The following is a 24422-nucleotide window of genomic DNA, read 5'->3' as shown; positions in this document are numbered from 1 at the left end:
CCAGCTTCCCTCCTCAGAAGTCGAAGTCCGACGCGAACGAACGCTTCAACGTGTAGACCGCCTTGGCGAAGACCCGCCACTGGTTGGTGTTGGGTATGCGCTCCTCCAGGCGGAACTCGACGGCCCGGTTGTTGTAGTCGTTGGCGTCTTGGCTGAGCAGCATATGAGCGCTCTGGTAGCGATCGCGCTTGTCGGAGGACGTCTGGTCGAACGTCAGGTCTGCGACGTTCGAGATGAGGGTCTCACCGACATAGAGCCCTGCACGGAGCGTGCGGGCCTGGACCTTCTCGCTGACCGGCTCGGTCTGGAAGAGCCGGACGACGACCTGTCCGGTTGTGATCTTGTCGGACTCGGGCCAGACCTCGACGTTGACCAGCCTGGTGTCGCCCTTGCGCTTCTTATTGACCGCCAGCACCGGCACGACGATCTCCTGCAACGTCGCCCCGCCATGCACGAATCGTGAACCGCCACCGGGCAGCCGCAGACGGTGGAGCGACTTGGGGATCTGGATTTCCAGGTCGCTCTCCAGCCCGAGCTGGGCGGCCTCGAAGGTGGCGAAGGCGTTATCGCGCTTGAGCCCGTTGCCCAGCACGAAGCGCCGGTTGACGACCTTGATGCCGTCGCCCTGCGGCTGGGCCGACAGGAAGAATGTGTCGGGCAGTGCCTCGTCCTGGAACAGGAAGCCATGGTCGGCGGTGATGAAGATGTTGGTGGCGTTGGCGCTCGCCAGCTTCTTCACCAGGTCAACGATGTCACGCAGGGTGTCATCGACCGCTTCGAAGACCTGCCGTTCAGTGCCTGGCTTATCCCCCGTGGCGTCGATTCGGTTGTGGTAGACGTACAAGACCCGGTTGGACTTATACAGCTCGCGCCGCTCCTCAGCGTTCAGGGCCTTGAAGTCCTCGGCCTGGATCGCCGACCCGCCCACGCCCTCCAGGATCTTGCTGCGGAAGGCGGTGTTGTTCGTCGGCTGGTCGTCCACAAGCACCGTCTTGGCGTCCGCCGAGTGTTTGAGAGTGGAGTGCGGAAGCAGCGCCGCCATGCCGAGCTGGGTATAGCTGGGCAGCACCCCGAGCACGGCCTCCAAGTCGGCTTCGAAGCGGTCCTCCTTTCGGATGAGCGAGCGAAGCTCGTGGGCCACCTCGTAGCGCAGCGCGTCGGAGATGATAACTACGGCCTTCTTGTCGCCGTCGCGCACCAGCGGCTCGACGTAGCGGGCGTAGAATGCCGTCTGCGAATTCAGGGCAATCGAACGCCACGTCTCAACCTGGTCCACCCGCTGCTGCCAGGCGTTGCCCAGCTCATAGACGTACTTGTTGGTGTAACGCTTCTCGACCAGCTCGCGAAGCGCCTCCAGAGGCTTCGGGTACTCCGCCGTGCGCGCAGCGTAGACGAACTTGCGGTACAGCTGGTCGATGCGGAACAACTCACGCCGGTACCGCTCCAGCCCGTCGTCGAACGACTGTATGCCGAGATTCAGCGAAGCCAGCTCGCCCAGCAGCTCCGATGCACTGGCGACGGCCGTGTAGAGCTGCTTGTAACCGTCGGCCCAGACGCTGCTCTGTCGCTGGCGGACTACCTCGGCCACCTCGCGCGGAGTGACGGTCTGCTCGGCTACCGCCCGCGCTAGGTCACTGATGATCTTCTGGTCCGCCTCCTCGAACACGTCGTCCGGGACTCTGTCCACCAGATCGCGGAAGCTTGCATCCTCGATCTGTGACGTGTAGTCAAGGTCGCCTGCCGCCCGCCTGGCGAGCGTCGCCATTGCCGCCTGACTGCGTCGATCGTTGCGCAGACTGGCGAAGTCGAGCTGGATGTTCTGCAGACCGCCCGGGCGCTCCGACTTAAAACCCTCGATGGCTCTGCCGAAGATCCACAGCACCAGGTCATCGATGCTCGGCGACGCCGACTCGTAGCCGTAGATGCGGGCCACACCCTGCCAGTAAAAGTCGTCTAGGCCGAAGTCGACGAGAGCGTCGTACTTGGCGTGCTGGCCCTTCGCGTTCTCGGTCAGGAGGGTGCGCGTGATCTCCAGCAGACTGTGCGAGTCCTTAAGGCCCAGCACTACGGCGGTCATCTTGGCGCGCAGATCGGTTGCGTCGTCCTCGGGGTTGAGGAGTGCTTTGAGGCTCTGGACGCGCTTCGTGGCGTTGAAGAACTTCTCATACGCCTGGACGACTTCGACGATGTCCTTGCCTGTGAGGCCGAGATCCTGGGCGACCAGCGCGGTACGGTCAGCCGTGAACACCCCATAGGCCAGCTCAAGATCGAGCAGCCAGTTCCCGATGCCATCAGGTGCTCGACCCGAGCGGTAGACCAGGAACTTGCCCTCCGGCTCGTCGCGCAGCAACCGGTTCTTGATGGCGAACTCGTCGTTGGCGACGCGGATGGTCTGGATGCCAGGCAGGTCGAAGCTGTCGATGTCCGCGGCGTACCGGCCTTCCGCGTCGTGCCAGAAGACGACCCGGTGGCGATCGAACCAACGCAGCAGGTGCGGTCGGACCGTGGCGGACTCACTCATCGCCGCCCCCTAGCCCGGGGATCTTCTTCAGGGCTGCACCGAACTTCGGGTAATTCGCCTTCACGCCATCGTCCAGGTCGATAGTCAGCTGGCGGGACGCCAGTGGGTACAGCACATCGTGCTCGTACTCCTCAAGCTCCAGCAGCACCTTGCGCAACCGGTCAGCCTCCTTCTGGGCAGCCGCCTGCTGACGCGGTGGACCGCTACCAGCGGCCAGGCGCTCCTGTTGCGGCAGGCTGGCGGTCAGCTTGGCGCGGAACTCGCGCAGGTACTCGTTGAGTACCGTCGAGACCGTGGACGGCGTGTAGCGATGCATGTAGATCAGGGCATTGAACGAGCCCTTGGGGCTGGAGAACAGCCAGTAGATCGGGCGCTTCTTGTATCGCTGAACGTGGTCCTTATAGAAGGACTTCACGAAATAGTCGCGGATATCCTTGACGCCGAGCGACTTGGTCACGAATCGCAGGTTCTCTTCGAAGTGCTGCTCTCCGAAGGCCACTCGGAGGAAGGCGCGGAAACGTGCAACGATGTCGTCTTCGAACCAGTCGCCATCAACGACAGGAATGACGTTGTCCTCGTCCGGCGCGAAGGTCGGATTTGACACCTTTGCCAGGTAGTCCTGAACCGTCGACCCCTGACCGGCCAGGATGAGACCCGGCTCATCGAGGCTGTAACGTCCAAACATGCAGCCAACTGCATACGAGATCAGATCTTCAGCGCAGTCTGCATTGAAGCGGTCAACATGCTCCTCAAGAGATCGCTGACCGTACCGAAACGCCGGATTTGCGATCAGGGTGATACGCATCAGTGGAACATCAGAATCGATCTCTGACTCGAGCCCGTAAGCTTTCGCGACCTCAACGTTCAGGTCGATCTCCAGATCACGTGCATGGACTGCATCCATGTTGGCCGCCTCGAAGAATCGCATAAATGCTTCCGAGACACGCTGTGCGCCAAAAGTGATCGTGTCCAAGGTTTGGAAATCCCACGACGTCTCGAACCTGTTCCAATCAAGGCGATGAATTTCGATTAGATTGCGGACTGCGTCTATAACACTATCGGGGAGCTTGGTCACCGGAAGCCGGGCCAAAGTGCCAACTTCGAAGTTTAGCGTCGGTGACGTTGCCTGCAGCATTGCGTGAGCGACGGACGAATTACAGAATGCAGCCAACTCCAACAACGTCGCCTCTGGGGCGAATATCGACGTGCCCGCAACGTCAAAGACGAAGCCTTGCGGGAAGTACCTGAACGTAGGGATTCCGGCGCCGACTTTCGACCACGATATCGACGGTTCGAAGTAGTGCTTAATGTTCTTAATCGTGCGTGTCGGACTTCCGTACTTTGAGGCTGCATATCCAAGCACCTCGCGTCCGTCGTGCTCCCAGTCGACAACCACGTCCTGGTTTCCGTACCACTTCCTGTACTCACCGCCTTTGTTATACGGAAACCACCGACGTCCGCTTGACCTCGCTTCATCGCGCGTCATGCCTATGCCAAGCCGATCGAATGGGACTTCAAACCATCGGCGGGTGAAGCGACCATTGTCTGACGTCGCCATACCCTGGCGTGGAGCACCAATCTCCTCGAGCGCGTGCCCGAGTTGGAACGCGGTGAGCATCTGTGGCGAGAGCCAATAAGCGATCGGCTCACCCGGGACGCGCTCAAAGTCCGCCGCCGAAGCCGCGTACGCCTCGCTTGTAGCCCTTCGTTCGAGCAACGCCTTGCCCTTTGCGGCCTCGCCCCGTTCCTCGATCAACCTAAAGTACAAACCACGATGTTGCGGGTCGGGGGCGTTGACAAAGACGAATGCAGTGGTCGAAACAACCTCGCCGGCGATTGTGTCGAATGCGCCCGACCCGAGGTGCGCCATAGTCAGGATCGCCTGGTTTTTGAGGATATTCCTTCGCAATACTTCGTATGACCGCAAGAACATCCACGACTGCATGGTGATCATGCCGACGTACCCGCCCGGAACAACCAGGGAAGCGTTACGTTCAATGAACATCGCGAACAAGTCGCTCTTTGAGTCAAAAAACCAGTCCTTTGCGAATGCAGCCAGCGACACTCCCATGCTCCGGCCTCCCAAATAGGGCGGGTTCGCAACAGCTACGGTGTAACGGGTAAGCAGAACGTCCGCTTGGTGGATCACTCGGTAAGCACGCTCAATCACGTCCTGAGCCAGCAGCTCACCGCGGCCGCCCACGTGCTCGCCCAAGTGCATACGGAGGTGCCCGATTAGCGGTTCGTTGGGTCGGATAAGCGAGCCGACGTTGTCGGCTTGCGCGAATTGGTTCCAGAAGGCCGTTTCTGCCTGCTGGTCACCGTCGGGCGTAAGTAGGAGGTCGACCTCGTCAGGCGTGAAACGGATCGGATCGAGGACGCAGACGTTGGGCTCGATCTGTTTGTTGAAGAACGTACGCTGCTTGGCGCGGGCCTTCATAGTCAGGGCGAAAGCTGCAAGTGCACCAGCTCGGGGGTCGATCTCGACCCCGTAGAGGTTGGTGGTCAGGATTAGGCTGGGGATCTCCGCCGGGGCGTAGCCCTCTTCCTCATAGATGGCGTACAGGAGGTCGAAAGCGTACGTCAGCATGTGTCCGGAGCCACAGGCCGGATCGACGACCGTGAGCTCCTCGGGGCTGGCGATCTTGAGGAAGTCGGTCTCCTCATCGACCGGAGCGATGTAGTAGGCCATCTGGTTGACCAGCCCGGAAGACGGGCGGTTGAGCATCCAGAGACGGCCAAGGGAGTTTTCGACGAGGTAGCGGACGATCCAGTGCGGTGTGAAGAGCTGTGTGGCTGCGGGGATCTCGTCGGCGCCAGCCTTCTTGTTCTTCTTGAAGCCGGCGAAGACCTCGTCTTTGCGCTCCGAGATGTAGAACTGGTACAGCCAGCCGATGACCTCGACGTCCTGGCACACGTCCTTCGTGAGCTCCTTAGCGGCGCGGCTCGCCACTGAGCCGTCGGCCAACAGGTTGGCCGGGATGAGCAACTCGGTGAAGTCGCCCTCCCGCTCGAACATGAACGGCATTGCGCGGTTCCAGTAGCGGCAGTAGTCCGCGAGCAACAGGGCGTATGCCTCGCCCTGGGCGTCGTCGCTTCGGCGGGTGCCGTTTAGCAGAGCCGTGACCGTGTCGCGGGTCTTGGTGCCGACCACCGCAGCCTCGATGTTGCCGCGCTTGGCTTCGGCCAGAATCTCGGGTTGACCGGTCTCAACGCCGGGCTGTGGTGAGACAACGCCGATGCCGGTGTAACCGTTGGCGTCCATGAACCGCAGGGCGATGATCCGGTTGAACCACGTGTAGGCGACCCGGTCGGTGACCGCTGCCTTGCCCTTGTCGCCCCCACCGGACGCGCTGACGGCCTTCTCCAGGGCCTCGACGGCCCTGGGCTGCTCCACCCGCTCGGACGAGGCTTGGGCAAGTACAACGGCGACCCTTGCAGTCACCTCACGGATCAGCGTCGTACGCGCCCAGGTAGCGAACGACTTCAGCGGCGCGGTTTCCATCAGAGAGAGATTCGCTTTCCATCGTTCAGGGCCAGGACGAGTGCCGTGCGCAGAGCGCCGAGGTAGCGGTCGACGTCCTCTTCTGTTTCCAACACACCCGAGACGCCGGTGGCCGTGATGGTCTTGACCGACACGGTCTGCTTTGGCGGCGGTGGCGCATCACCGTCACCTTTGCCGTTTGCCTGCTGAGCGGCAGCCAACTGGTCGACCAGACCTGGGTAGACCGTCTCCTCGAAACTCGTGCCGGTCTGGCGGATGAGGGCGACCTGGTTCTGGGTACGGACGACGGAGATAGTCTGTTCGACTTGACGCAGCACGCTATCCTGGGCGTCCGCGGTTGCTTTGGCGTAGAAAGCACTTCCTTCGATCTCAGCCTTGCGTCCCTCGATCGCCTCGGTGACATCCGCGCGGTTGCCGGTGACGACTCCGTCGATCTGAGCACGCAACTGGTCGGTGGCCTGCTTGAGCTGGGCCATTTTGTTGCCGCGGAAGGCGTCCGGGTCGTCCAGGGCGGCGCGCACCGTCGCGTCACTCCCAGAGGGCAGATAACCGAGGTTGCTGCTGTGGGTGGCCAGCAGGTCGGCCGCCTGGTCATAGATGGTCTTCTGGCCACCGCTGAGGAATGCCTGGATCTGGTCGATCGTGCTTTCCTTGGCGTCGAGCAAGTCGTCGCCAAGGTTGAAGTCAGTCAGGTACCAGTCGTCGGGTTTGCCGACCACCTCGTCAAGCAGCGCGATCGGAGTCGAGAGCTGAGCCACGAACGGGTACTTCGAACCTGTGACGGTCGCGTTGAGCTCGTCGCGCTTGGCCTGCAGCCTGTCGGCCCCGTGGCGGGCGAGTTCCAGCGGGTCCTTGGGGGTGTTGCCCTCGTCAAAGAAGTCGGTGCAGAACTTGCGGAAAGCGGCGACCTTGCGCTCGTTGAAAGTTCTTTGGGGAGACACCACGGCGTGGGCGTGCTTCTGAGTGTTGCGCAGTACCGTCGCGACCTCGGAACGCTTGAGGAGGTTGCCGTCGACCGTAAGCGTGACCTTGGATGTGCCGATCAGGTAGGCGACCAGGACCTCGATCGAGGCCAGGTCCCAGCCGTAGGGCTTGGTCGTGAAGCCGTCGACGATAGTCTTCATCGTGACCTGCTCGCCGAGTGTCTCCTTGCGGAGAACGAACGACAGCACCTCCTCCGCCGGCTCGTACAGGCTGCTGGCGGTTTCGGCATCGAACAGCCCGCTGTCGGACTTGACAGCCGAGGCGACCTGCTGCTCGCTGTAGGTCGCACCGCCAAGCAGCTTGAGCTGGGTGTAGGTGCGGCTGATGAGGTCTTGGAAGCCGTCGGTCACCCGAACGAGCGCGTCTTGGGAGTTTGAGGTGACGTCGGCGGCGTTGATGACCAGCGTGGACTTGCCCACAGAGACCTTCGCCCGCTCGATGAGTTCCTTCTCGCGGTCGATGTTCTGCGCACCCTTGGTCTGCAGGATCTGGCCCTCAATGGCCGAGATCGAGGTGCTCTGTTTGCGCTTGATGTACTTCTCGGTCCTGATCAACAGCCGCAGATCCGCCAGCAGCCGGGCGTCCGGTTCGAGGATGACGCGCAGCTCGTCCTTGCCCGCGCTGTGCATGCGGATCTCGTCGGGTGAGTACGGGTACTCCGGCGAGATGAAGTGGACCGCCAGTTCGCGCTGCGGGCCATGGACCTGGTCGTCGAGCTTGAAGCCGAACGGGAAGTCCTGGCCGTTCTTGGCGTAGCGGATCTTGTTCGTCTTGATGACGTCGCCCGAGAGGATCTTGAACAGTCTCCCGCTGATCTCGGAGGCGTCGATGTCGACGTTCTTGATCTCTTCCGCGATGACCTGTTCTTCGTTGGTCAGATACTCGTAGGTGTTGCCGTTGCGTTGAATGTAGGTCTGCGTCTCCAGCATGGTCAGCGCTTCCTTGACCTGCTCCGAGAGCGCGGGAAGGTCGAGGCCGAAACGGTCGTAGACCAGCACCGTGAGGTTACGCGGGGTCGCTTGGAAGCTCTCGACGTACTTGACCAGGAACAGTGCCTTGAGCAGACGGATGGCCAGCGGGTTGTCGAGGTTGCGCTCGGCGACGTCGATCGAACGCTGGGCGGCAGACTTCAGCGAGGCGCGGATACCGGCGAACATGCTGTCGAACGTGGCGAGCTGGCCGACCTCGACATTGCCGATGTCCTTGGCGACCTGCTGGACGACGCCGAGCATCGAGCGCTCGCCCACCGAACTGTTGCGCCCCTCGAAAACGTTGTGGTCGGAGATACCCTCGATCGCGGCCTGGAACAGCGGGAACTGGTAGCTGACGAATGGGTAGGTCCCGACGAAGTGGGCCTCGTCAGCGTAGTTGCGGTAGGTCTTGGCCCCGTCGACGAAGTCGAACAGCGTCTTGAAGTTGGCGTGCTGGGCGGCGTGGATCGTGCTCAGCGCGGCCACGCCGGCGTCGTTCTTTTCGAGCAGACGCTTGCGGATGACCTCCTCGACGTCGGCGCTGGTGAGCTTGAGGCGAGTCTTGAATCGGGCCTGGATCTTGGAGAAGTCGTTGCCCTGCTGGCGGGTGCGGTCGCCGATGACCTTTTCCATGTCCTCCTGCGAGGTCACGAACACCCACGCCCGGCCAGAGCATTTGGTGTTGAGCGACTCGGCGATGGTCTGCAGGTTGAGCATCAGTTTGGTGTCCGAGCCGATGAACTGGCCGACCTCGTCGACGAAGAAGTTCAGCCGGAACGCCGGGTCGCCCTGCTTGTCCAGCCATGCCTTGACCTCGTCGGCGAAGTCCTCGATCGACACTGAGTACGTCGCCTGGTAGGTCGCAAGGATGTCCGAAGCACTTGAGAGGGCAATACCAGTTACCTTTGCATATGCCTCATTGACCTGCTTGCGAACCGTGGGAAGCCCGAAGCTTGGTCGACGTTCGGTCCAGTCTCGACCCGAGATGCTTTTGAAAGCGCCCTTGAACGCCTCCAATTGTCCTTCGTCATCCATCTGGCGTTCAAATCGAGCGACGTGGCCCTGGTCGCCAAAGTAGCCACGCGAGTCGTCGAAGACCTTGACGAACACCTTGAGTAAGGCGTCGGTCTGGTCCTTGGTAATGAGGGTGGCCTTCTGGTCGATGTTGAACAACAGGCTCTTAGCAGGGATGCGGTCCGCCTTGTTGAGCAGTCCGGGTAGGAAGGCGTCCGGGGTCTTGGCGCGGAAGCTGTCGGAGACGTTCTGGCGCGGGTAGTCCTGGCCTCCGACGTCACCCAGCAGGTGGGCAAGCATCTTGAGCATGTGCGACTTACCAGCTCCGAAGAAGCCAGAGATCCACACGCCGTTGGCGTTGGTGTAGCTCGTGTACTCCTCGAGCAGGATCTCCATGCCCTTCGCGGCCTCGTTGGTCAGGACGTACTCGTCGACCTCTGTCCCCAGGTGCGCGACGTCATCTGCCTTGATGACGCCTTCGATCGGACGCTGAATGTCCTTGGCGAAGATCTGGTCGAGCTGCATCGAGCTCACGCCTCCTGTTCCCGGATATCCTTGGCTCGGTAATACTGGTCGTCCTTGAGCCGACCGAACAGCACGAGCGATGAGCCCAAGGTGGCCGACTGGTCGTAGCGGCCGGGGAAGAACATGAGCATCGGCTTGTCCTTGACCACTGACTGCAGATTGTTCAGCATGTTGTGCGAGCGGATGTACGGGAAGACCTCACCGATCCCGGTGAGGAAGAAGATCTCGAACTCGACCTGCGCGAGGCGCTCCCGGATAGCCGGGGCCAGGCACAGTTGAGGGTTGAGCATCGATTGCAGCATCTCCGTGAACTCTGACTTGTCCAGGGATGGCTCAACTTCGAGCACTTCGTCCCAGTCGCCCCGCTCCTTGAGCAGATCAACCGACAGGTCATAGAGGTTGACCTCGAAGACCCGGATCCCGGCGTTGGACAGACGGTTCTTGATCCGCTTCTTAGCTGCCGCGACAGCGAGCGCGTCCTCCGGCGGGTATGGGTAGATGAAGAACGGGACTTCGTTGCTCAGGCCCTCCATCTGCAGGAACCGCTTGCCGCTGAGGACCGCGAACAGGTGGTCTTCCTGCTGCGGCAGAGTCTTCGGGATCACCGCGCACCCCCCTGCACTGCTGTCTGCCGTGTCGGGAAGAACCTCAAATCGCTCGGCCTGTGGTCGTTGAGGGCGGAAACGACTTGCTTGGACAGCACAGCCGGCCTGATTAGCCCAGCATCCGACAGCAGCTCGGCCTCCCGGAGCATCTTGAACACGTTTGACCTCAGCTTCTGCATCGTCGAATTCTTGATCTCGGCCAGCTCGTCATGCCACAGCGCCTTGGTCCGGACGAAGCTGTCGAAGTCCTGGTGTTCCAGCGTCGAGGCCAGGAGCAGGAAGCGCTCTCGCAAGACCTCCTCGGCAAACTCGCCGATGAGCTCGTAGCGGCGGCAAGCAGCGGCCCACATGAGGTGTCCGCGCTCCGAGGCTGTCGCCTCGGTCAGGAGCTTGACTTCGTGGTCGGAGAGCGTGGAGAGCCGCTTCACGGTCTCGCGAACCAGCCGCACTCCGGTGCTGCCGGTCCGCGCCTGGAGCAGGTTGTGTCCCATCGCATGCTCGCGGACCCGGTGCCAGTCCGGTTGCTTGAGGTATACGGCCGCGAGCAGCGCACTCTCGCGGGACAAGAGGGCGCCAGCAGTGAACGACAATTCATACGGCCGGACGGCCGACAGCGGGGCGCTCATAGAGCGAGCGTCTCGGTGCTGGGAGAGTCGGAAAGTTGGCGTCCGGTGATCGCCTCGGCAGGCGGTTCACTGATCACCGTGAGAGGCTCCTTCATCCGACGAAGCCACGCCGCCTGGTTCGCGAACCACTCATCGACCTCGCTAGCTCTGCTCCTCGATCCACGCGTAAACCTGGTCTTTCGTAATGCCGGAGTGAGTTGTGTGTTATCGGCAGGCAGCCAGCGGTCAGGCACGACGGAAACCTCCAGCCGATTAGCAGTCACGGGCACGTTAGGGCCGTCAGCTTACCGGGGAGATCCTGCTTGACCTGGCCACGGCCGGTGCGCAGCAACAACCGCATCTCGGACTTCTCGTCTGGGCAGACGACCGACTGCCGCGAGTTGATCTCGCCCTCGATGCGCCGCACCCGAGCAGTGCAATGGCCTGACCTCGCATGCGGCGTACGCGTGACGCGGACCGCAACCAGTGCCGAGTATGCCGGACGCGGGCCGTGCTACTGCCCTGCCCTGACCACTGCGCCCGCTTCGAGCCTCCGGCGCTGGGTTGTTCAACAATCCTGTTGCCTCCACCCGCCAAGATCCAGCCAGGCTCGCTGCGCACGTCTAGACACCTCATTCGGATGAACGGTCGCCGTCGTTACGCCAGGGTCTGCAGGCCGCTCGCCACGTCGGCCTGGACGAGTCGGTCTCGTTCGGGCGGCGTCATCCAGCGCGCCAAGGAGCCGGCGGGGCCGCGCTCGACCCACAGCACGTCGTCGACTGCCTCGGCGACGGCATGGAGATGGCTGATCACTACGACGAGGCGGTCGCCTCCAGCTTGGGTGCGGAGCACTTCCAGGGCGGATTGCAGCGCCGTCGTGTCGAGGGCGGCGAAGCCCTCGTCGAGGAACAGTGAGCCGAGGCGAGGACCGCTGTGCGAGTGCAGTTCCGCCAAGGCCAGGGCGAGAGCGAGGGAAGCCAGGAACTTCTCGCCGCCGGAGAGCCGGTTGGGGGTGTGGGCGACGCCGGAGCCGCGGCTGACGATCTCGAAGCCGTCGCTGAAGCCGAATCTTTGGTCGGTCAGCAGCCCAAGATTGTTGCTTGCGATGCCCAGCAACGTTCGCGTGTTCAACGCGGTGAGGTGGCGCAGGAACTTGGCGTCGACGAGTTCGGTCCGCAGGACGCTGAGTGCGTTCAGGCGTGCTTGACCGGCGGAAATAGCGAAGTCCAGGTCTGCGGCCGGTTTGATGTGGTGTTGCGCCGCGTTCTGCGCGGCGCGCTGGACCTCGGCCTCCTTGGTGGCTGTCGCCAGGGCTGCGACGAGCGGGTGCAGCAGTTGCGGGTCCGTCAGGTCGTCGGCAGGAGCAAAGCCGTCGACGTCGGCCAGCTCCGCGGCCAGCTCGCGGAGTCGTGTTTCCGCGTCGTGTGCCTGGGCCAGGTGTGCAGCGTGGGTTTCGGCCAGCTCGCTGCCCATAGCCGCAACAGCGGTCGCCAGCGTCTTCGCGAACACCCGGAGCTCAGTGACGTCGGTCTCCGCCACAGCGACAGGCACTCGGTCCCGACTGGTGCCAGGGAGGTGCGTAACGGCCTGGTTGGCGGCGTTCGCACAGGCATTCAGGCGTGTGCGCAGCGTATTGAGGGGTTCGTCCGCGGCGGTCCGGGCCTCCGTGTCCAGGGCGCGCTGCTCGGCGAGAACCGCGGCCGCGTCAGTCTTCGTCTCGTCCCTCTCGTCGAGCAGGCGCTGGACCGCGGTCTGCAGAGCGGCGATCGTCTTATGTGCGGCGTCGGCGTCGGCTGCGGTGACGTCGACTGCGTCACCTGGCAGGAGTGTCTGGATCCGGTCGGGCAGTGCGCGCATCTCGCGGGCCATGCGGCTTGCGGCGCGCTTCTGTCGTGTCGAGGCTGCCTGAGCGTCATTGACCGCGTTGTGGTGGACGGTTTTCTGTTTGTTCAGTGCAACGCGGTCGGCGTCGATGGCGGCGGTGTGACGGATGGCGGATTCGCGCAGCTGCTCGGCGCGGTCGGCTGCGGCTTCTTCGGCTGCGGCGAGGGCGGTGATGACGGGCTCGGTGAGGGATTCAGGAGTGGGAGCGCTGGTGTCCGGGTGCGTGGTGAGCGCTGCGGTCGCCCCGGTCAGGGTCGCGCGCGCGACGCCGGAGTCGAAGGCGTTCCCGGCTTCGGCGGCCAGGGAAGCAAAGTCGGCAAGAATCTGTGCGGCTTCCTCGGTGGCGCGCTGCGCGGCCCGCTGACTCTTCTCGTGCTCTGTGCCGCTGGTAGACACCGCGGTTTCGTCGGCGGCGAGGGCTGATTCGGCGTCCGCGAGCTTGCGCGCAGCCGTCTTCTGTTTGGCCTTTGCATTGCGGAGCTGGGTTTTCGCGGTGTCGAGGGCGGCTTCGCTTGCGGCTTCGGGCTCGAAGTCGGCGGGCAGCTGCCGCCGGCAGACGGGGCAGTCGTCGCCGGGGTGCACGTCGCTGGCGATGCTGGCCGCCTGGTTGCGCAGCTGGACCGCCTCGAGGTGGTGTTCGGCGGCGGTGACGGCCTCTTCCGCACCGGTGTTCTCGTTTTTGCTTGCCGTGAGGGCTGCTAGAGCGGCTTCGACGTTGCCTCGGGCAGTGGTGGCGGCTCGGGCCGCGATGGCGACCTGCTGGGCGGCGAGAGTCGCCGCGGAGACGCGGGAGCGTGCGCGGTCGCCTTGGATGCGTATCTGCCGGCTCAGCGTGGTGGCGGTGCGGGCGGCCTCGGCGAGGGGTTCGGCCTGCTCGGCGCGCTTTGCCAGCTGCCTCTCGGTGGTCGCAATGGATTCGGCGTCGCGTGCGAGTTGTTCGTCGACGGCGGCGAGCCGGTCGCGCTCGGCCCGGTGTTCCTCCGCGCGAGCGGCGAGGTTTTCCATGATCGCAGCTGCCTTGATGAGCGCGTCCCGGCCTTCGCCTCGGGCATCGAGGTCGTCGATCTTTTCGGTGAGCTCGCGGTTCCGTTTCGCGGCTTCGTAGGCGCGGAGGTCCAGGGATTCACGGCGTGCGGCTATGCCTGCGATGACGGGCTCGAGCCCGTCGAGGACGGACTCGGCGTCGGGAACGGCCTGGTCGGCCAGGGCCCGGGCGGCGCGGTCGACGGTGTTCGCGGCGGTGGCGGCGCCGGTTGCCTGCTTCTGCAGCGCGGTCATCCCAGTGAGGGCGTCGTCCAGACGACGGGCGTCGGCTTCGGCGGTCTGAGCGGCGGCATCGGCTGCTGCGGCGGCCTGTGCCGGATTGCCCGGCATGGCAGCGCGCTTGATCTCCGCGCCCTTGAGCAGGTCGGTGAGGCTGAGGCAACGGCGTGCGGCGCTCTGTTGGACGGTGTTGAGGGCGTCGGCTCCGAACAGTTCCCGCAGCCGCGTGGTCCTTTCCCTCGGCGGCGCGGTGAGGAGCTGGTCGAATTTGCCCTGGGGCAGGAGCCCGACACGCAGGAAGGTGTCGTAACCCATCTGCAGCACGGCTTTGATGCGGGCGTCGACGGGGCCGGCGCCGTCGTATTCCTGGCCGGTGTCGAGGTTGACCAGGTGGTGGCGTCCGGCGTTGGGGTTGGTGGCGTGCATGGTCCGGTCCACGCGCCAGCGGGATCCGTCGTGCTGGAAGGTGAGCGTGACGCTCATGGCGTCGGCGGTGTCGGCGATGAGCTGGCGGGTTTCGTTGCCTCCCCACGAGCTTTTCCGGAACAGCGCGAAGCTGATGGCCTCCAGCAGGCTGCTCTTGCCGGCTCCGGTGTCGCCGAGGACAGCGGCGAGGCTCTTGCCGGTGAAGTCGACAGTCACCGGGTTCGGATAGCTGCGGAAGCCGGTCAAGGACAGTTCGACGGGTTTCATCGCGCCTCCTCCTGGTGGGCCCGTGCGTCGATGAGCAGGCCGGCGCGGTCGACGCTGTCGAATCCTTCTCCGACGATGGCGGCGCTCAACAGTTTCTCCTCGCAACAGGGGGCAGGATCGTCGGGATCTGGCTCGGCCTGCACGTCCGCGAGGGTGGACATGACGTGGTCGAGCGCCGGCCCGGCGACGCCCCGTCCGGCTAGGTACTCGTGCAGGAGTTGTTCGACAGTGGGCAGTTCGGTGGCGGAGGTTTCGCGGTCGAGGACCAGTTTCTCCGCTCCGGGGCGGCGTTCCTCGATGCTGACGACGGTCGCCTGCGGCAGCATCGCGGCCAGCGTCTCCGACAGCATCTGTGTGGGACTGTCGACGGTCACCACTGCTTTCACCCATGCGTCGCCGACGCGGTCGGCGCGCTGCGCGATCTCGTCCAGCGTCCCGGTCAGGTTGATCAGCTGGCGGCCGGAGGTCAGCGGTGCGAGCTCGATTCGCGGTGGTTCGCCCGGTGCGATCTCGGCGAGCACAACGCTCTTGGTGTCGCGCGTTTCGCCGAAGTCGAGCTGCAGCGGGCTGCCTGCGTAGCGCGCGGGGAAGCCTGCACGGTCGACGGGCTGGGGTTTGTGGATGTGGCCGAGGGCGCCGTAGTCGACGCCTGGGAGGTCGGCGGCAGCAGCGGCGTAGTCGGAGGCGATGGAGACCGGTCGTTCGGAGTAGGAGGGGGTGGCGCCTTCGACGAACAGGTGTGCGGCGAAAACCAGGAGGTCGCGTCGGCCGCGGTCGGCGGTGAGCCGGCGGTAGACGTCGGCCTGGACGGCGCGGATCCGCTCGGCGTAGCTGGCGGTCGCCGCGGCGGGGTCGGCGAAGTCGTAGGCGAAGCGGTTGGGGTGCAGGTACGGGAGCGCGCCGATGCGCAGGGTCAGATTGCCGTCGTCGGCGGGATACTCGTCGACCAGGAGCCGATCGGGGCGGGCGTCGGTGGCGAAGCGCACCCGGGCCTGGTCGCCGGACCGATGTCCCATGTCGGTGAGGAAGTAGTCCAAGAACCCCAGGACGTAGGCGGTGTCGTGATTCCCGGCGACGACGACCACCGGAGCGATCTCCCCGAGGCGGCGCAGCGCGGCGGCTGCGCGGCGCACGTCGTCCAGGGTCGGGCGCCCGTCGAACAGGTCGCCGCTGTGCACGATCAGGTCGGGGGAGAAGTCCGCGGCGATCTCGACGATTTCGGTCAGGACCGCGTCGAACTCGGCGTCGCGGCGGTGTCGGCCGATCTGCCGGCCGAGGTGCCAGTCTGAGGTGTGGAACACGCGTCCCGTCATGGGATGCCTCCCAGCGGAGTGGCGGCGTCGGGGCGAACGAGGCCGCATCGGAGAGGGGTGGTGCCGACCACCGTACACGATCTTTCAGGAAAAGTCTGGAATCTTCTGGAACTCTGGTAGGGTGTGTTCATGAGCGATCCGCTGGACGTGCTGGAGAAGAGCATCGCCGAGCTGCGGCGCGCGATCCGCGATGCAGCCGTCGGCGGCGACGCCGAGCGAGCCGGCGAATTGCGGGCGCAGCTCCGCCGTGCCGAACGGGCCTGGGACGCCCTGGTCGACACCGATGCCCCGCCCGCGGCGCCGACGACCGTCGAGCCTGCGGATGCGCTGGTGCACCCGCGGGCCGCGCCGGGGGCGATGCTGCCGGCGCGCGAGCACGTCCATCGGGCATTGATGCTTCTTCAAACCCCCGCCGCGCCCAAACTCATCGTCGGCGTCCACGAAGCGTTCTTCCCGGGAGAGCTGTCTGCGTCCAAGCTGTCGAGCCTGCGCCGGGACGAGGAGCGCTCCTACCGCAGCGCACCGGGCGCCCGGCCCTACTACCTGTGTCCTGCCCTGACCCACGACTTGCTGTCCCCGGCCCGGGCGCTCGTCACGATCAGCACCTGGGTCTTGGAACAGCGGATCATCGGCCCGTTGTCGCCTCGGGTCGACTTCCTCGCCAGGGCCATCCGCATCGCCGAGGCCGTGATCGCCGCGTCCGGAGCATCCGGGGCCGAGCCCGGCCCGGCGGCGATGCGACTGCTGTGGCGCTTCGCCGTGAACATCCCCGGCGCCACGAGCACGGACCGGGCCGCGGGCAGCGGCACGCCAGACCCGAACCAGGTCATCCTCGCGGCCCGCGCCGAGCTGGACGTGCACGCCGACAGCGACCGCGCTACCCGAGCCGAATCCGCGCGCCGCGCCCGCAAGCAGCTCACCGACGACCAGCAACTGTTCGGCGCGTCGCTGCAGGACGTCCGACGCCGGCAGGCCGAAGCTTGAACCCACGCCGCACGACATCCCGTCGCACCACCACAAGGAACCCAACACCGTGAAAGCAGCCCCTGAACGGCGCCTGGACGCGCTGCGCGGCCCCGCCACACCCCGCGTCAACCACAACGCGCGAACGCTGGCGGCGCTGGAGAACAACCCCCGTTGCGCGCTGCGGGCCGTGCTGGACGCGAGCGGCGCCGACAAATCCGCGATCGCCGCTCACGCCGGATACCCCGCCCCGTTCGGCCAGTCTTCCTTCGCGATCGCCCGCGGCAACGCCTTCGAGGCCATGGTCAAAGCCAACGGCTGCGCCGAACTGCTGCGCGTCCTCCGGGAGACCCTTCGGCTCACCCTGCCCGAAGTCGGCTATCAGGACCTCAACGACGTCGGGGGCGACGGCCGGTCGGAAACCCGCCACACGCGCACCGCACAACTGCTGACCGCCGCCGCGCGAGGCCGCGGGAGCGACACCCTCTACGACCACCCGATGCTGCGGCTGGTCGTCGGCGGGCTGCCGGTGTTCCTCGAACCCGATCTCGTGGCCTTCCGCATCGGCGACCGTTTCCACATCGTGGAGATCAAGAGCTTCCCGATCATCGACGGGCAAGCCGATCCGGCGCAGGTGCGGTCCGCCACGACCCAGGCGTGCGCCTACATCATCGCGCTGCGAGCCATGCTCGCCGACGACGGCATCGGACCCGATGCGGTATCCGAGACGATCGTGCTGGTGGCGCCCAAGGACTTCACCAACCGGCCGACCGGGGCCTTCGTCGACGCGCGCAAGCAGGTCGCCACTCTGACCCGGCAGCTGGACCGGATCGAGCGCATCGGCGACCTGCTCGAGCTCCTGCCCGACGACCTGACGTTCGACCTCGCCGACGATGCCGCCGGACGTCCGCGCCCGGCGCAGGAGCTGGCCGACGCGCTCGACCAGGTGCCGGCAACCTACTTCCCGGACTGCCTCAACCACTGCGAGATGGCGTTCTACTGCCGCTCGCGCGCCCGGGACGACCGATCGCTGGACGTGCTCGGGCCGGCGGTGCGCGAGCACCTCGGCGGCATCGACACCGCCACCATGGCCCTCGGCCTCGCCCGCGGGACGCTGACGCCCAACGACGACCAGATCGAGATGGCCGCGGCGTTGCGCCACGCCGCCCGGCTCCGGGCCGAACTGACCGCCTCCGCCCCCACGGCAGGAGAGACCCGATGAGCCGGGTGTCGGCGCTGGCGCACCTGGAGGCGATGGAAGCGATGGAGGCCAGGGAGCTGACCCGCTTCCGGCACCGGCGCCTGTCCGACCGGCCGCTGGTGATGGTGCCGCTGACCATGGCCGGCGAGGCGGGCGCCCCGCTGGCGGCGCTGGTCGGCGACGCCAGGAGATCGCCGACCCTGCTGGTCGTCGGCCAGCCGCGCAACCGGGACCAGCGGTTCGCGTTCGCCGCAGAACTCGGCCGGATCGTGATGCACTACATCGACTCCTGCCGCCAGGACCGTGTCGACATCCCCTCCCGGGGCGAGGAACGGCGTTCCCGGTACAGCGCCGCCCCGCAGATCCTGGTCCCCAACCCGGGCGGGATCAAGGCGCTGCGCGACTTGGGCCGGATGTGCCGGTTCCGCAGTGCGACCGGCCCGTACCCGGTGCCCGCCGTCGTCCCCGAACTCGGGAAATGGCTGACTTTCCTGGTCGACACCGCCGAGCAGGCGGGCACCTCGATGCTGCTGCCCGTCACGGGCCTGCTCAGCGAGCACTGGGCCACCGGCCAAAGCGCGCTGGAGGACCAAAACCTTGCTTCGCTGATGGCCTGGATCGAGCCCCCGCACGGGCAGTCCGTCCACCAAGCCATGGCCAATGCGGAGAATCCCGTCCTGTGCCCGCCTGCCGGGCCTGCGACGTCTCCGGAGTTCGACAACACCTACCTCGCGCCGGCAATCAAGAAGTTCGATGCTGCGCGCACTGCCGGTGACGAGCAGGCCTTGGCCGACGCCCGCACCCACCTGCGCGACCTGGTCGGCGACCAGCTCAAGCCGACCTGGCGTCTGATGTGGACGGCGATTGCGCTGCTGCGCGGCGTGCCCGAAGCGCCGCGCGCCGCAGCGCGTTTCGACCGCGACTGCGGCCTGTTCACCGACTACTCCGACTACCAGGATTCCGCCGAGGCCCGGCCGCAGCCGAAACGGGACGGCGCGATCGGGGCTGCGCGGCGGCTGAACCGGCTGGAGCGCGCGCTCGCCGACTTCGAAGCGGACACGGCCTTCGACGATCCCTACGTCCTGGCCGACCTGCGCAGCCTCGGCGAGGCGTTCGCCGGAGTCGTCGTGGAAGCCGAGCCCGACAGGGTCGTCACTACCCAAGCGAACCGGCGTGTCCCGCGGCCGCGCGTTACAGTCCGCACCCCGGACCCTGTCCGGCTGGCCGACGACCTCACGCTGATCAGCCCCTCGATGCCGCCCGGACACAAAGCCGTGATCGTCTCCACCGTCCGCGACGGCGAGGCGAGCCTGGTCACGGTGGAGGTCACCGGCGGCATGGGCCGTGCCCGCGTCCCGAAGCCGGGAACCGTGCCCGCCGTGGGCGACAGCGTCGCCTACCTGCCCGACCCCGGCTGGCGCCCGACACCCGTCTTCCCGGACACGAGCAGCATCCCGTGGACACACGCCGGCGACGCGGAAGACGCAGAATCCGCGGATCCCGCATCCGCCGCTGAAGCCGCTGCCGAGGAGTGGGGCGATGACAACTGACAGCACCGCCGGGCCCGACCCGGCATCGGCGGCCGAGACGGCCGTCAACGCGATCCTGGCCGACCTCGCACGGACCGACCACCGGGCGGTGGTCGTCGACTCGCCTCCCGGCGCGGGCAAGAGCACCTTGGTCGTCCGCGCCGCCGGAGACCTCCTCGACGGCGGCGAGCGGCCGATCATCATCGCCCAGACCAACAACCAAGTCGACGACCTGCTCGTACGACTCGCCGCTGCACATCCGGACACCACGATCGGCCGACTGAGCGCCTCCTCCTACAGCGCACCGCCGGCCGTCGATGCCCTCGCGAACACAACCGTCGCCAACCGCGCCACGGACCTCGCCCACTGCGGGATCATCGTCGGAACCTCCGCCAAATGGGCCACCGTCCGCGACACCGCGTTCGGATGGGCGATCCTCGACGAGTCGTACCAGATGCGATCGGACATGCTGCTGCAGATCGTCGAGCGGTTCGACCGCGGCTTGTTCGTGGGCGACCCGGGGCAGCTGGACCCGTTCACCATCGTCGGCACCGAGCGATGGGTCGGCCTTCCCCACGACCCGACCCAAAACGGCGTCACCGTCATGCTGGAGCACAACCCGGACACTCCCGTGCACCGGCTGCCCGTGTCGTGGCGCCTTCCGGCGACCGCCGCTCCCACCGTCTCCCGGGCGTTCTACCCGTTCACCGGATTCACCGCTGGCACCGCAGAAGGCGCACGTTCTCTGGAGTTCCGCACGAGAAGTCTCGGCAACTCCGCCTTGGACGAGACCTTGACGATGGCCTTCACCACCGGCTGGGCACTGCACGAATTGCCGCGGCGTCACGTGCCCCGCACCGACAGCGAGACGATCCAGACCGCTGCCGACCTCGCCGTCCGCCTCCTCGACCGCGGAGCGGTGGGCACCTGCGAACGCCACGCCGATGGGCGAGTTCTGGAACCGCGCGACATCGCGATCGGCGTCGCCCACCGCGACCAGGCCGACCTCGTCCGGATCGCGCTGGCGCGCAGCGGCCGGCCGAACGCCACGGGAGTCGCGGTCGACACGGCCAACCGACTGCAGGGCCGGGAGTTCGAGGTCGTGATCGTCGTGCATCCGCTGTCCGGGCGCCGAGATGCCACTGCCTTCCATCTGGAGACCGGACGGCTGTGCGTGCTGGCGTCCCGTCACCGGCAGTCGTGCATCGTCGTCGCCCGCGAAGGAATCACCGATCTCCTGGACAGCCACCCGTCGAGCGACCCCGTGCACCTGTCGGTGCCCGCCAAATTCCCCGACGGCTGGGAAGCCAACCAAGTCATGATGGCCACGCTCGCACGCCACCGCGTAGCGGCATGATCGCCAGCAATCGGCTGCCGCGATCGGATCTTGATGAATGAGATCCGTACTGATGGACGCGTGGTGCCGTTCGGGACGGCCGCCTGCAGCTGTGGCGTGGCAGCACCAAATCTCAGCAAGATCGGCTCGTCGCGCAGCATCTGCCGTCGCGGCGACGAGTCTCGTACAGTGACCGGCGGCAACGGCCCATCACGGATTGGACGTCGACCCAGTGGCACGTTTCTCCGAACAACCTCGAGACCTGGTGGACGAAACAGCTCGGCTGTGGGTCGAGCACAGCCTGATCGAGGACAGGTCGTTGACGGATCCGTCGCGTGACGGCGTTTGGACGGTCGATCTTCTTCGCGATCTCGACCGGCGGTTCAACGGCAATCCGCTCGTCAGCGGTGAGGGTGGCGGCACTTTTGCCGGGAAGTGGGCGATCCAGCTCGAACACGGTAGTCCGGAGTTGGTGCTGTTGGCCGCCGAAGTTCTGCTGGTGCACTTCCTGTTCGTCGGCTCGGTGACGTACCGCGGCAAGCTTGATGTCCTCAACGGCACGGTGGCCGGCACGACGGTGACGTTGGATCCGGAGTCGGTGCCGTTGCGGGCGATGCGGCAAGGCATTGGCCATCCTGGTGTCGGTTTCAACACGAGGCGGGACCTTCAGGTCGGCTATCTCATCGACTTCTGTCTGCGGCTCAAACAGCTGGACCCGGACGAGCGCGCCGTCCTCCTGAAGGACGCCTGGGCGCTGCGCGACTTCGCCGACAAGACGGACAAGCCGCTGCGGGAGATGCGGCACATCGTGCTCCACCTGCTGCATCCGCAGACCTTCGAACGCATCTCCTCGGGCCGGCACAAGCGCGAGATCGCGGCGGCATTCGGCGACTTGGCCGAGACTCCCGGTCTGGACGTCGACGAGCGGTTGCTTGCGATCCGGGGCAAGCTGACGACGCTGATGCCGGAGGGCAATGCACCGGGGCGGGCGATCGACTTCTACCACCCGCCGTTGCGCGTCGCGTGGGAGAGCGCCGGGGACTCGGGGGAGGGGACGGGGGATCTGGAGGCCCTGGAGTGGAAGAAGCAGATTGTGCTGTACGGGCCGCCGGGCACCAGCAAGACGTACCAGGCCCGGGGGCTCGCGGAGACGATCATCCGCCGCGCGGCGCTGAACCGCTGGGGCTTCAAGAACTTCGTCGAGCGCACCGCTCTGGTCGAGACCACTGTGGCGGCCAACATCTTCTGGGTGCAGCTGCATCCCGGGTACGGCTATCCGGAGTTCATTCGCGGACTGCGCCTCGACGGCGACCGCACCCGCTACCACCCGGGGCTTCTGCCCGCCGTCGTCGACCGCTACCACGGCCAGGGACTGCCCGAGGGGCTCGCGGCGTTGCCGGTCGTGCTGGTGCTGGACGAGATCAACAGAACCGACCTGAGCGCGATGTTCGGCGAGGCGTTCAGCCTGCTCGAGGCCGGGCAGCGCGGTCGCGCGGTCACGCTGCCCGGCATCAACCCGGACGAGCCGCCCGCGACCCTCGAGCTGCCGAAGGACCTCTACCTGATCGGCACGATGAACGAGATCGACCAGTCGGTGGAGACGCTGGACTTCGCGTTGCGCCGCAGGTTCTTGTGGCGCGAGTGCCCGTTCGAGCGCGAAACGCTGCTGGAGATCATCCAGGATCGCTGGGCGGACGCTGTCCGCGGCACCACATACGACTATGCGGCCGAACAGATCTCGCGTTTCGCCGACCACGCCGAGCAGCTCAACACCGCGATCTCCGAATCAGCGGCGCTGGGCCGGGCCTACCACGTCGGACACACCTATTTCGCGGACATCGTCTTCTTCCTCGGCACTTGGCTGAGCACGCGCAAGAACCGCCCCGCCAACGGCGGATACTTGTGGAGCCAGCCCCGCGACCAGCCGCAGCCGCCGCTGCTCGATCTGTGGAACCGCTCGCTCAAACCGCTGCTGGAGCAATACCTCGCCGGCGTCGACGACCGCGACGAACAGATGGACCACCTCCGCCGCGCCTTCCTCGGACAATGAACGAGCGCATCGTCTTCGCCGACCTGGCCGGCCCCGTCGAGCGCGACCGGGCCTTCACCCCGGACGAAGACCAATGGCTCACCCTGCTGGCCGCCGAAACCCGGCCCGACCAGTTCACCCTGAACCTTGCCCCCTCCTGCGCGTCGGCAGACCCGCAGCCCATCCTCGAGCGACAACTCGACGGCAGCTGGCGCGCCGGCCGTTACGTCGGAGAACTCCGCCGCGACGGCCGGATCCTGGAGATCCGGCCACGGCTCGGCATCGACACCATCGCCGCCTGGGCCAGCGCCGCCCTCAACCTGCACACCATCCCCCGAGCCGCCGAGGCACGCGGCAGCTCCACTCTCATCGCCGAGCTGACAGCGGCGCTGTGGCGCACCGCGCTCACCGCAGCCGCCCGCCACGGCATGCCCAGCTTCCGGACCCACCAACGTCATGTCGGCGCCGCGGTACGCGGACGCCTCGACCTGCCCGGAACGGTCGCGCTCCGCGCAGCCCGCAGCCCCTTCGTGGCCTCGGTCGAGCGAGCGAAGCTGCTCGGGAACCCCGTCAGCCAGGTCATCGTCGCCGCCGACCAGGTACTCGACACCCTCTTGCGCCACCGGCCCGGCTGGCGGGGAGACCGAGTCGACGAAATAGTGCCGCGCCTGCGAACGGCAGTCGGCGGACGCCCCCGCCTCCCGAGCCGCCGCGACCTGGCCAGCGTCCGCTACACCCCGATCACGTTGCCCTACAAACGCGTGGCCGACCTGTCCTGGCAGATCGTGCAGCACACCGCGCCGGACGCGTCACCCACCGACGAACGCACACACGGCCTGCTCATCGACGTCGCCGAACTGTGGGAGCTGTTCCTCCTCCACTGCACCCGCCGCGCAACCACGCTTCCCGTCACACACGGCACCCAGCACCACGTCCCGACACCGCTGCTGCGATCAGCTCGGCATCCCGCAGCGGTGCTCGGCCGTCTCTACCCCGACATCCTCATCGGCGCTCCAGAGGAGCCAACGGCAATCATTGACGCCAAATACAAGCCCCTCAACGACCGTCGCGGGGTTGATCGGGAAGACCTCTACCAGCTCAACGCCTACCTCGCCGCACACAACGCAGAATTCGGCGCTCTCGCCTACCCCGCCCTGGACCGCCAGCCGCCACCGGCTATCCAACAGCGCAACCCATGGCTGGCACCACAAAACCGAGTCATGTGCTTCACGCAGCTTTCCATCGCCGAAAGCTCTTGCATAACCGATCTAGCCGGACTCCTTATGGCCAGGAACGCGGACACGCTCGAATTTGATCGCAACGGTTATCCGCCCGGAGGCGTCAGTTGACCGGCGCACCAGCGAGCTGGTTCAGATTGCAGTCACCGTGTTCATTTCGAGGCTGCTTATCCGCGGTGGTGGCAAGAGCCTCGGCAGGCAAGGGCCGTCCGGCGCACAACGTGGCCAAGGCCTGGTGGGGCG

Annotated in this window: 14 protein-coding genes; 6 read left to right on the top strand and 8 right to left on the bottom strand. The window is 65.9% G+C overall.

All coding sequences use genetic code 11. The annotated features are described in order from the left end of the window. Window positions 1–13: 13 nt before the first annotated feature. The 8 genes from pglZ to AMYBE_RS0130410 form a co-directional block, all read right to left on the bottom strand. Window positions 14–2521, bottom strand: a complete 2508-nt coding sequence (pglZ, locus tag AMYBE_RS0130445; RefSeq protein WP_020663176.1) for a BREX-1 system phosphatase PglZ type A — start codon at window positions 2519–2521, stop codon at window positions 14–16. Further along, the gene (gene pglX / locus AMYBE_RS0130440; RefSeq protein ID WP_020663175.1) at window positions 2514–6026 is read right to left on the bottom strand and encodes a BREX-1 system adenine-specific DNA-methyltransferase PglX; all 3513 of its coding nucleotides are present in this window, start codon (window positions 6024–6026) and stop codon (window positions 2514–2516) included. Before pglX ends, pglZ begins: the two co-directional genes overlap by 8 nt. After that, a complete protein-coding gene (gene brxC / locus AMYBE_RS0130435) occupies window positions 6026–9520 on the bottom strand; it encodes a BREX system P-loop protein BrxC (RefSeq protein ID WP_027928180.1) in 3495 nt (1164 codons plus the stop codon). The genes pglX and brxC overlap by 1 nt, the downstream gene beginning before the upstream one ends. A 5-nt stretch (window positions 9521–9525) precedes the next feature. After that, complete coding sequence (locus AMYBE_RS0130430; RefSeq protein WP_020663173.1) at window positions 9526–10125, bottom strand: DUF1788 domain-containing protein; 600 nt, start codon at window positions 10123–10125, stop codon at window positions 9526–9528. Continuing rightward, complete coding sequence (locus AMYBE_RS0130425) at window positions 10122–10751, bottom strand: DUF1819 family protein (protein WP_020663172.1); 630 nt, start codon at window positions 10749–10751, stop codon at window positions 10122–10124. The genes AMYBE_RS0130430 and AMYBE_RS0130425 overlap by 4 nt, the downstream gene beginning before the upstream one ends. A 259-nt stretch (window positions 10752–11010) precedes the next feature. After that, entirely contained in the window at window positions 11011–11157 is a 147-nt protein-coding gene (locus AMYBE_RS45155; protein ID WP_020663171.1) for a hypothetical protein, read from the bottom strand. A gap of 230 nt (window positions 11158–11387) precedes the next feature. Next, entirely contained in the window at window positions 11388–14570 is a 3183-nt protein-coding gene (locus AMYBE_RS0130415; RefSeq protein ID WP_020663170.1) for an AAA family ATPase, read from the bottom strand. Next, window positions 14567–15883 carry a metallophosphoesterase family protein gene (locus tag AMYBE_RS0130410; protein ID WP_020663169.1) on the bottom strand — a complete coding sequence of 439 codons (1317 nt, stop codon included), beginning with the start codon at window positions 15881–15883 and terminating at the stop codon, window positions 14567–14569. The genes AMYBE_RS0130415 and AMYBE_RS0130410 overlap by 4 nt, the downstream gene beginning before the upstream one ends. Before the next feature lie 129 nt (window positions 15884–16012). Between AMYBE_RS0130410 and AMYBE_RS0130405 the strand changes: the two genes are divergently transcribed. From AMYBE_RS0130405 to AMYBE_RS0130380, 6 genes are all read left to right on the top strand, one after another. After that, complete coding sequence (locus AMYBE_RS0130405; protein ID WP_027928178.1) at window positions 16013–16867, top strand: hypothetical protein; 855 nt, start codon at window positions 16013–16015, stop codon at window positions 16865–16867. Between the two features lie 49 nt (window positions 16868–16916). Beyond that, complete coding sequence (locus AMYBE_RS0130400) at window positions 16917–18068, top strand: hypothetical protein (RefSeq protein ID WP_020663167.1); 1152 nt, start codon at window positions 16917–16919, stop codon at window positions 18066–18068. Further along, on the top strand, window positions 18065–19597 hold the full coding sequence (locus tag AMYBE_RS0130395) for a hypothetical protein (protein ID WP_020663166.1): 1533 nt from the start codon (window positions 18065–18067) through the stop codon (window positions 19595–19597). Before AMYBE_RS0130400 ends, AMYBE_RS0130395 begins: the two co-directional genes overlap by 4 nt. Continuing rightward, complete coding sequence (locus AMYBE_RS0130390; protein WP_020663165.1) at window positions 19587–20933, top strand: AAA domain-containing protein; 1347 nt, start codon at window positions 19587–19589, stop codon at window positions 20931–20933. The genes AMYBE_RS0130395 and AMYBE_RS0130390 overlap by 11 nt, the downstream gene beginning before the upstream one ends. A 244-nt stretch (window positions 20934–21177) precedes the next feature. Further along, window positions 21178–22962, top strand: coding sequence for an AAA family ATPase (locus tag AMYBE_RS0130385; RefSeq protein WP_020663164.1), 1785 nt, complete (start codon window positions 21178–21180; stop codon window positions 22960–22962). Continuing rightward, the gene (locus AMYBE_RS0130380) at window positions 22959–24290 is read left to right on the top strand and encodes a 5-methylcytosine restriction system specificity protein McrC (protein WP_020663163.1); all 1332 of its coding nucleotides are present in this window, start codon (window positions 22959–22961) and stop codon (window positions 24288–24290) included. Before AMYBE_RS0130385 ends, AMYBE_RS0130380 begins: the two co-directional genes overlap by 4 nt. The last annotated feature ends 132 nt before the right edge of the window (window positions 24291–24422 follow it).

It is taken from the genome of Amycolatopsis benzoatilytica AK 16/65, from assembly GCF_000383915.1.
GTDB lineage: Bacteria > Actinomycetota > Actinomycetes > Mycobacteriales > Pseudonocardiaceae > Amycolatopsis > Amycolatopsis benzoatilytica.
The sequence above is the reverse complement of the archived record's forward strand: the minus strand, read 5'-3'. Positions and strand labels throughout refer to the sequence as shown.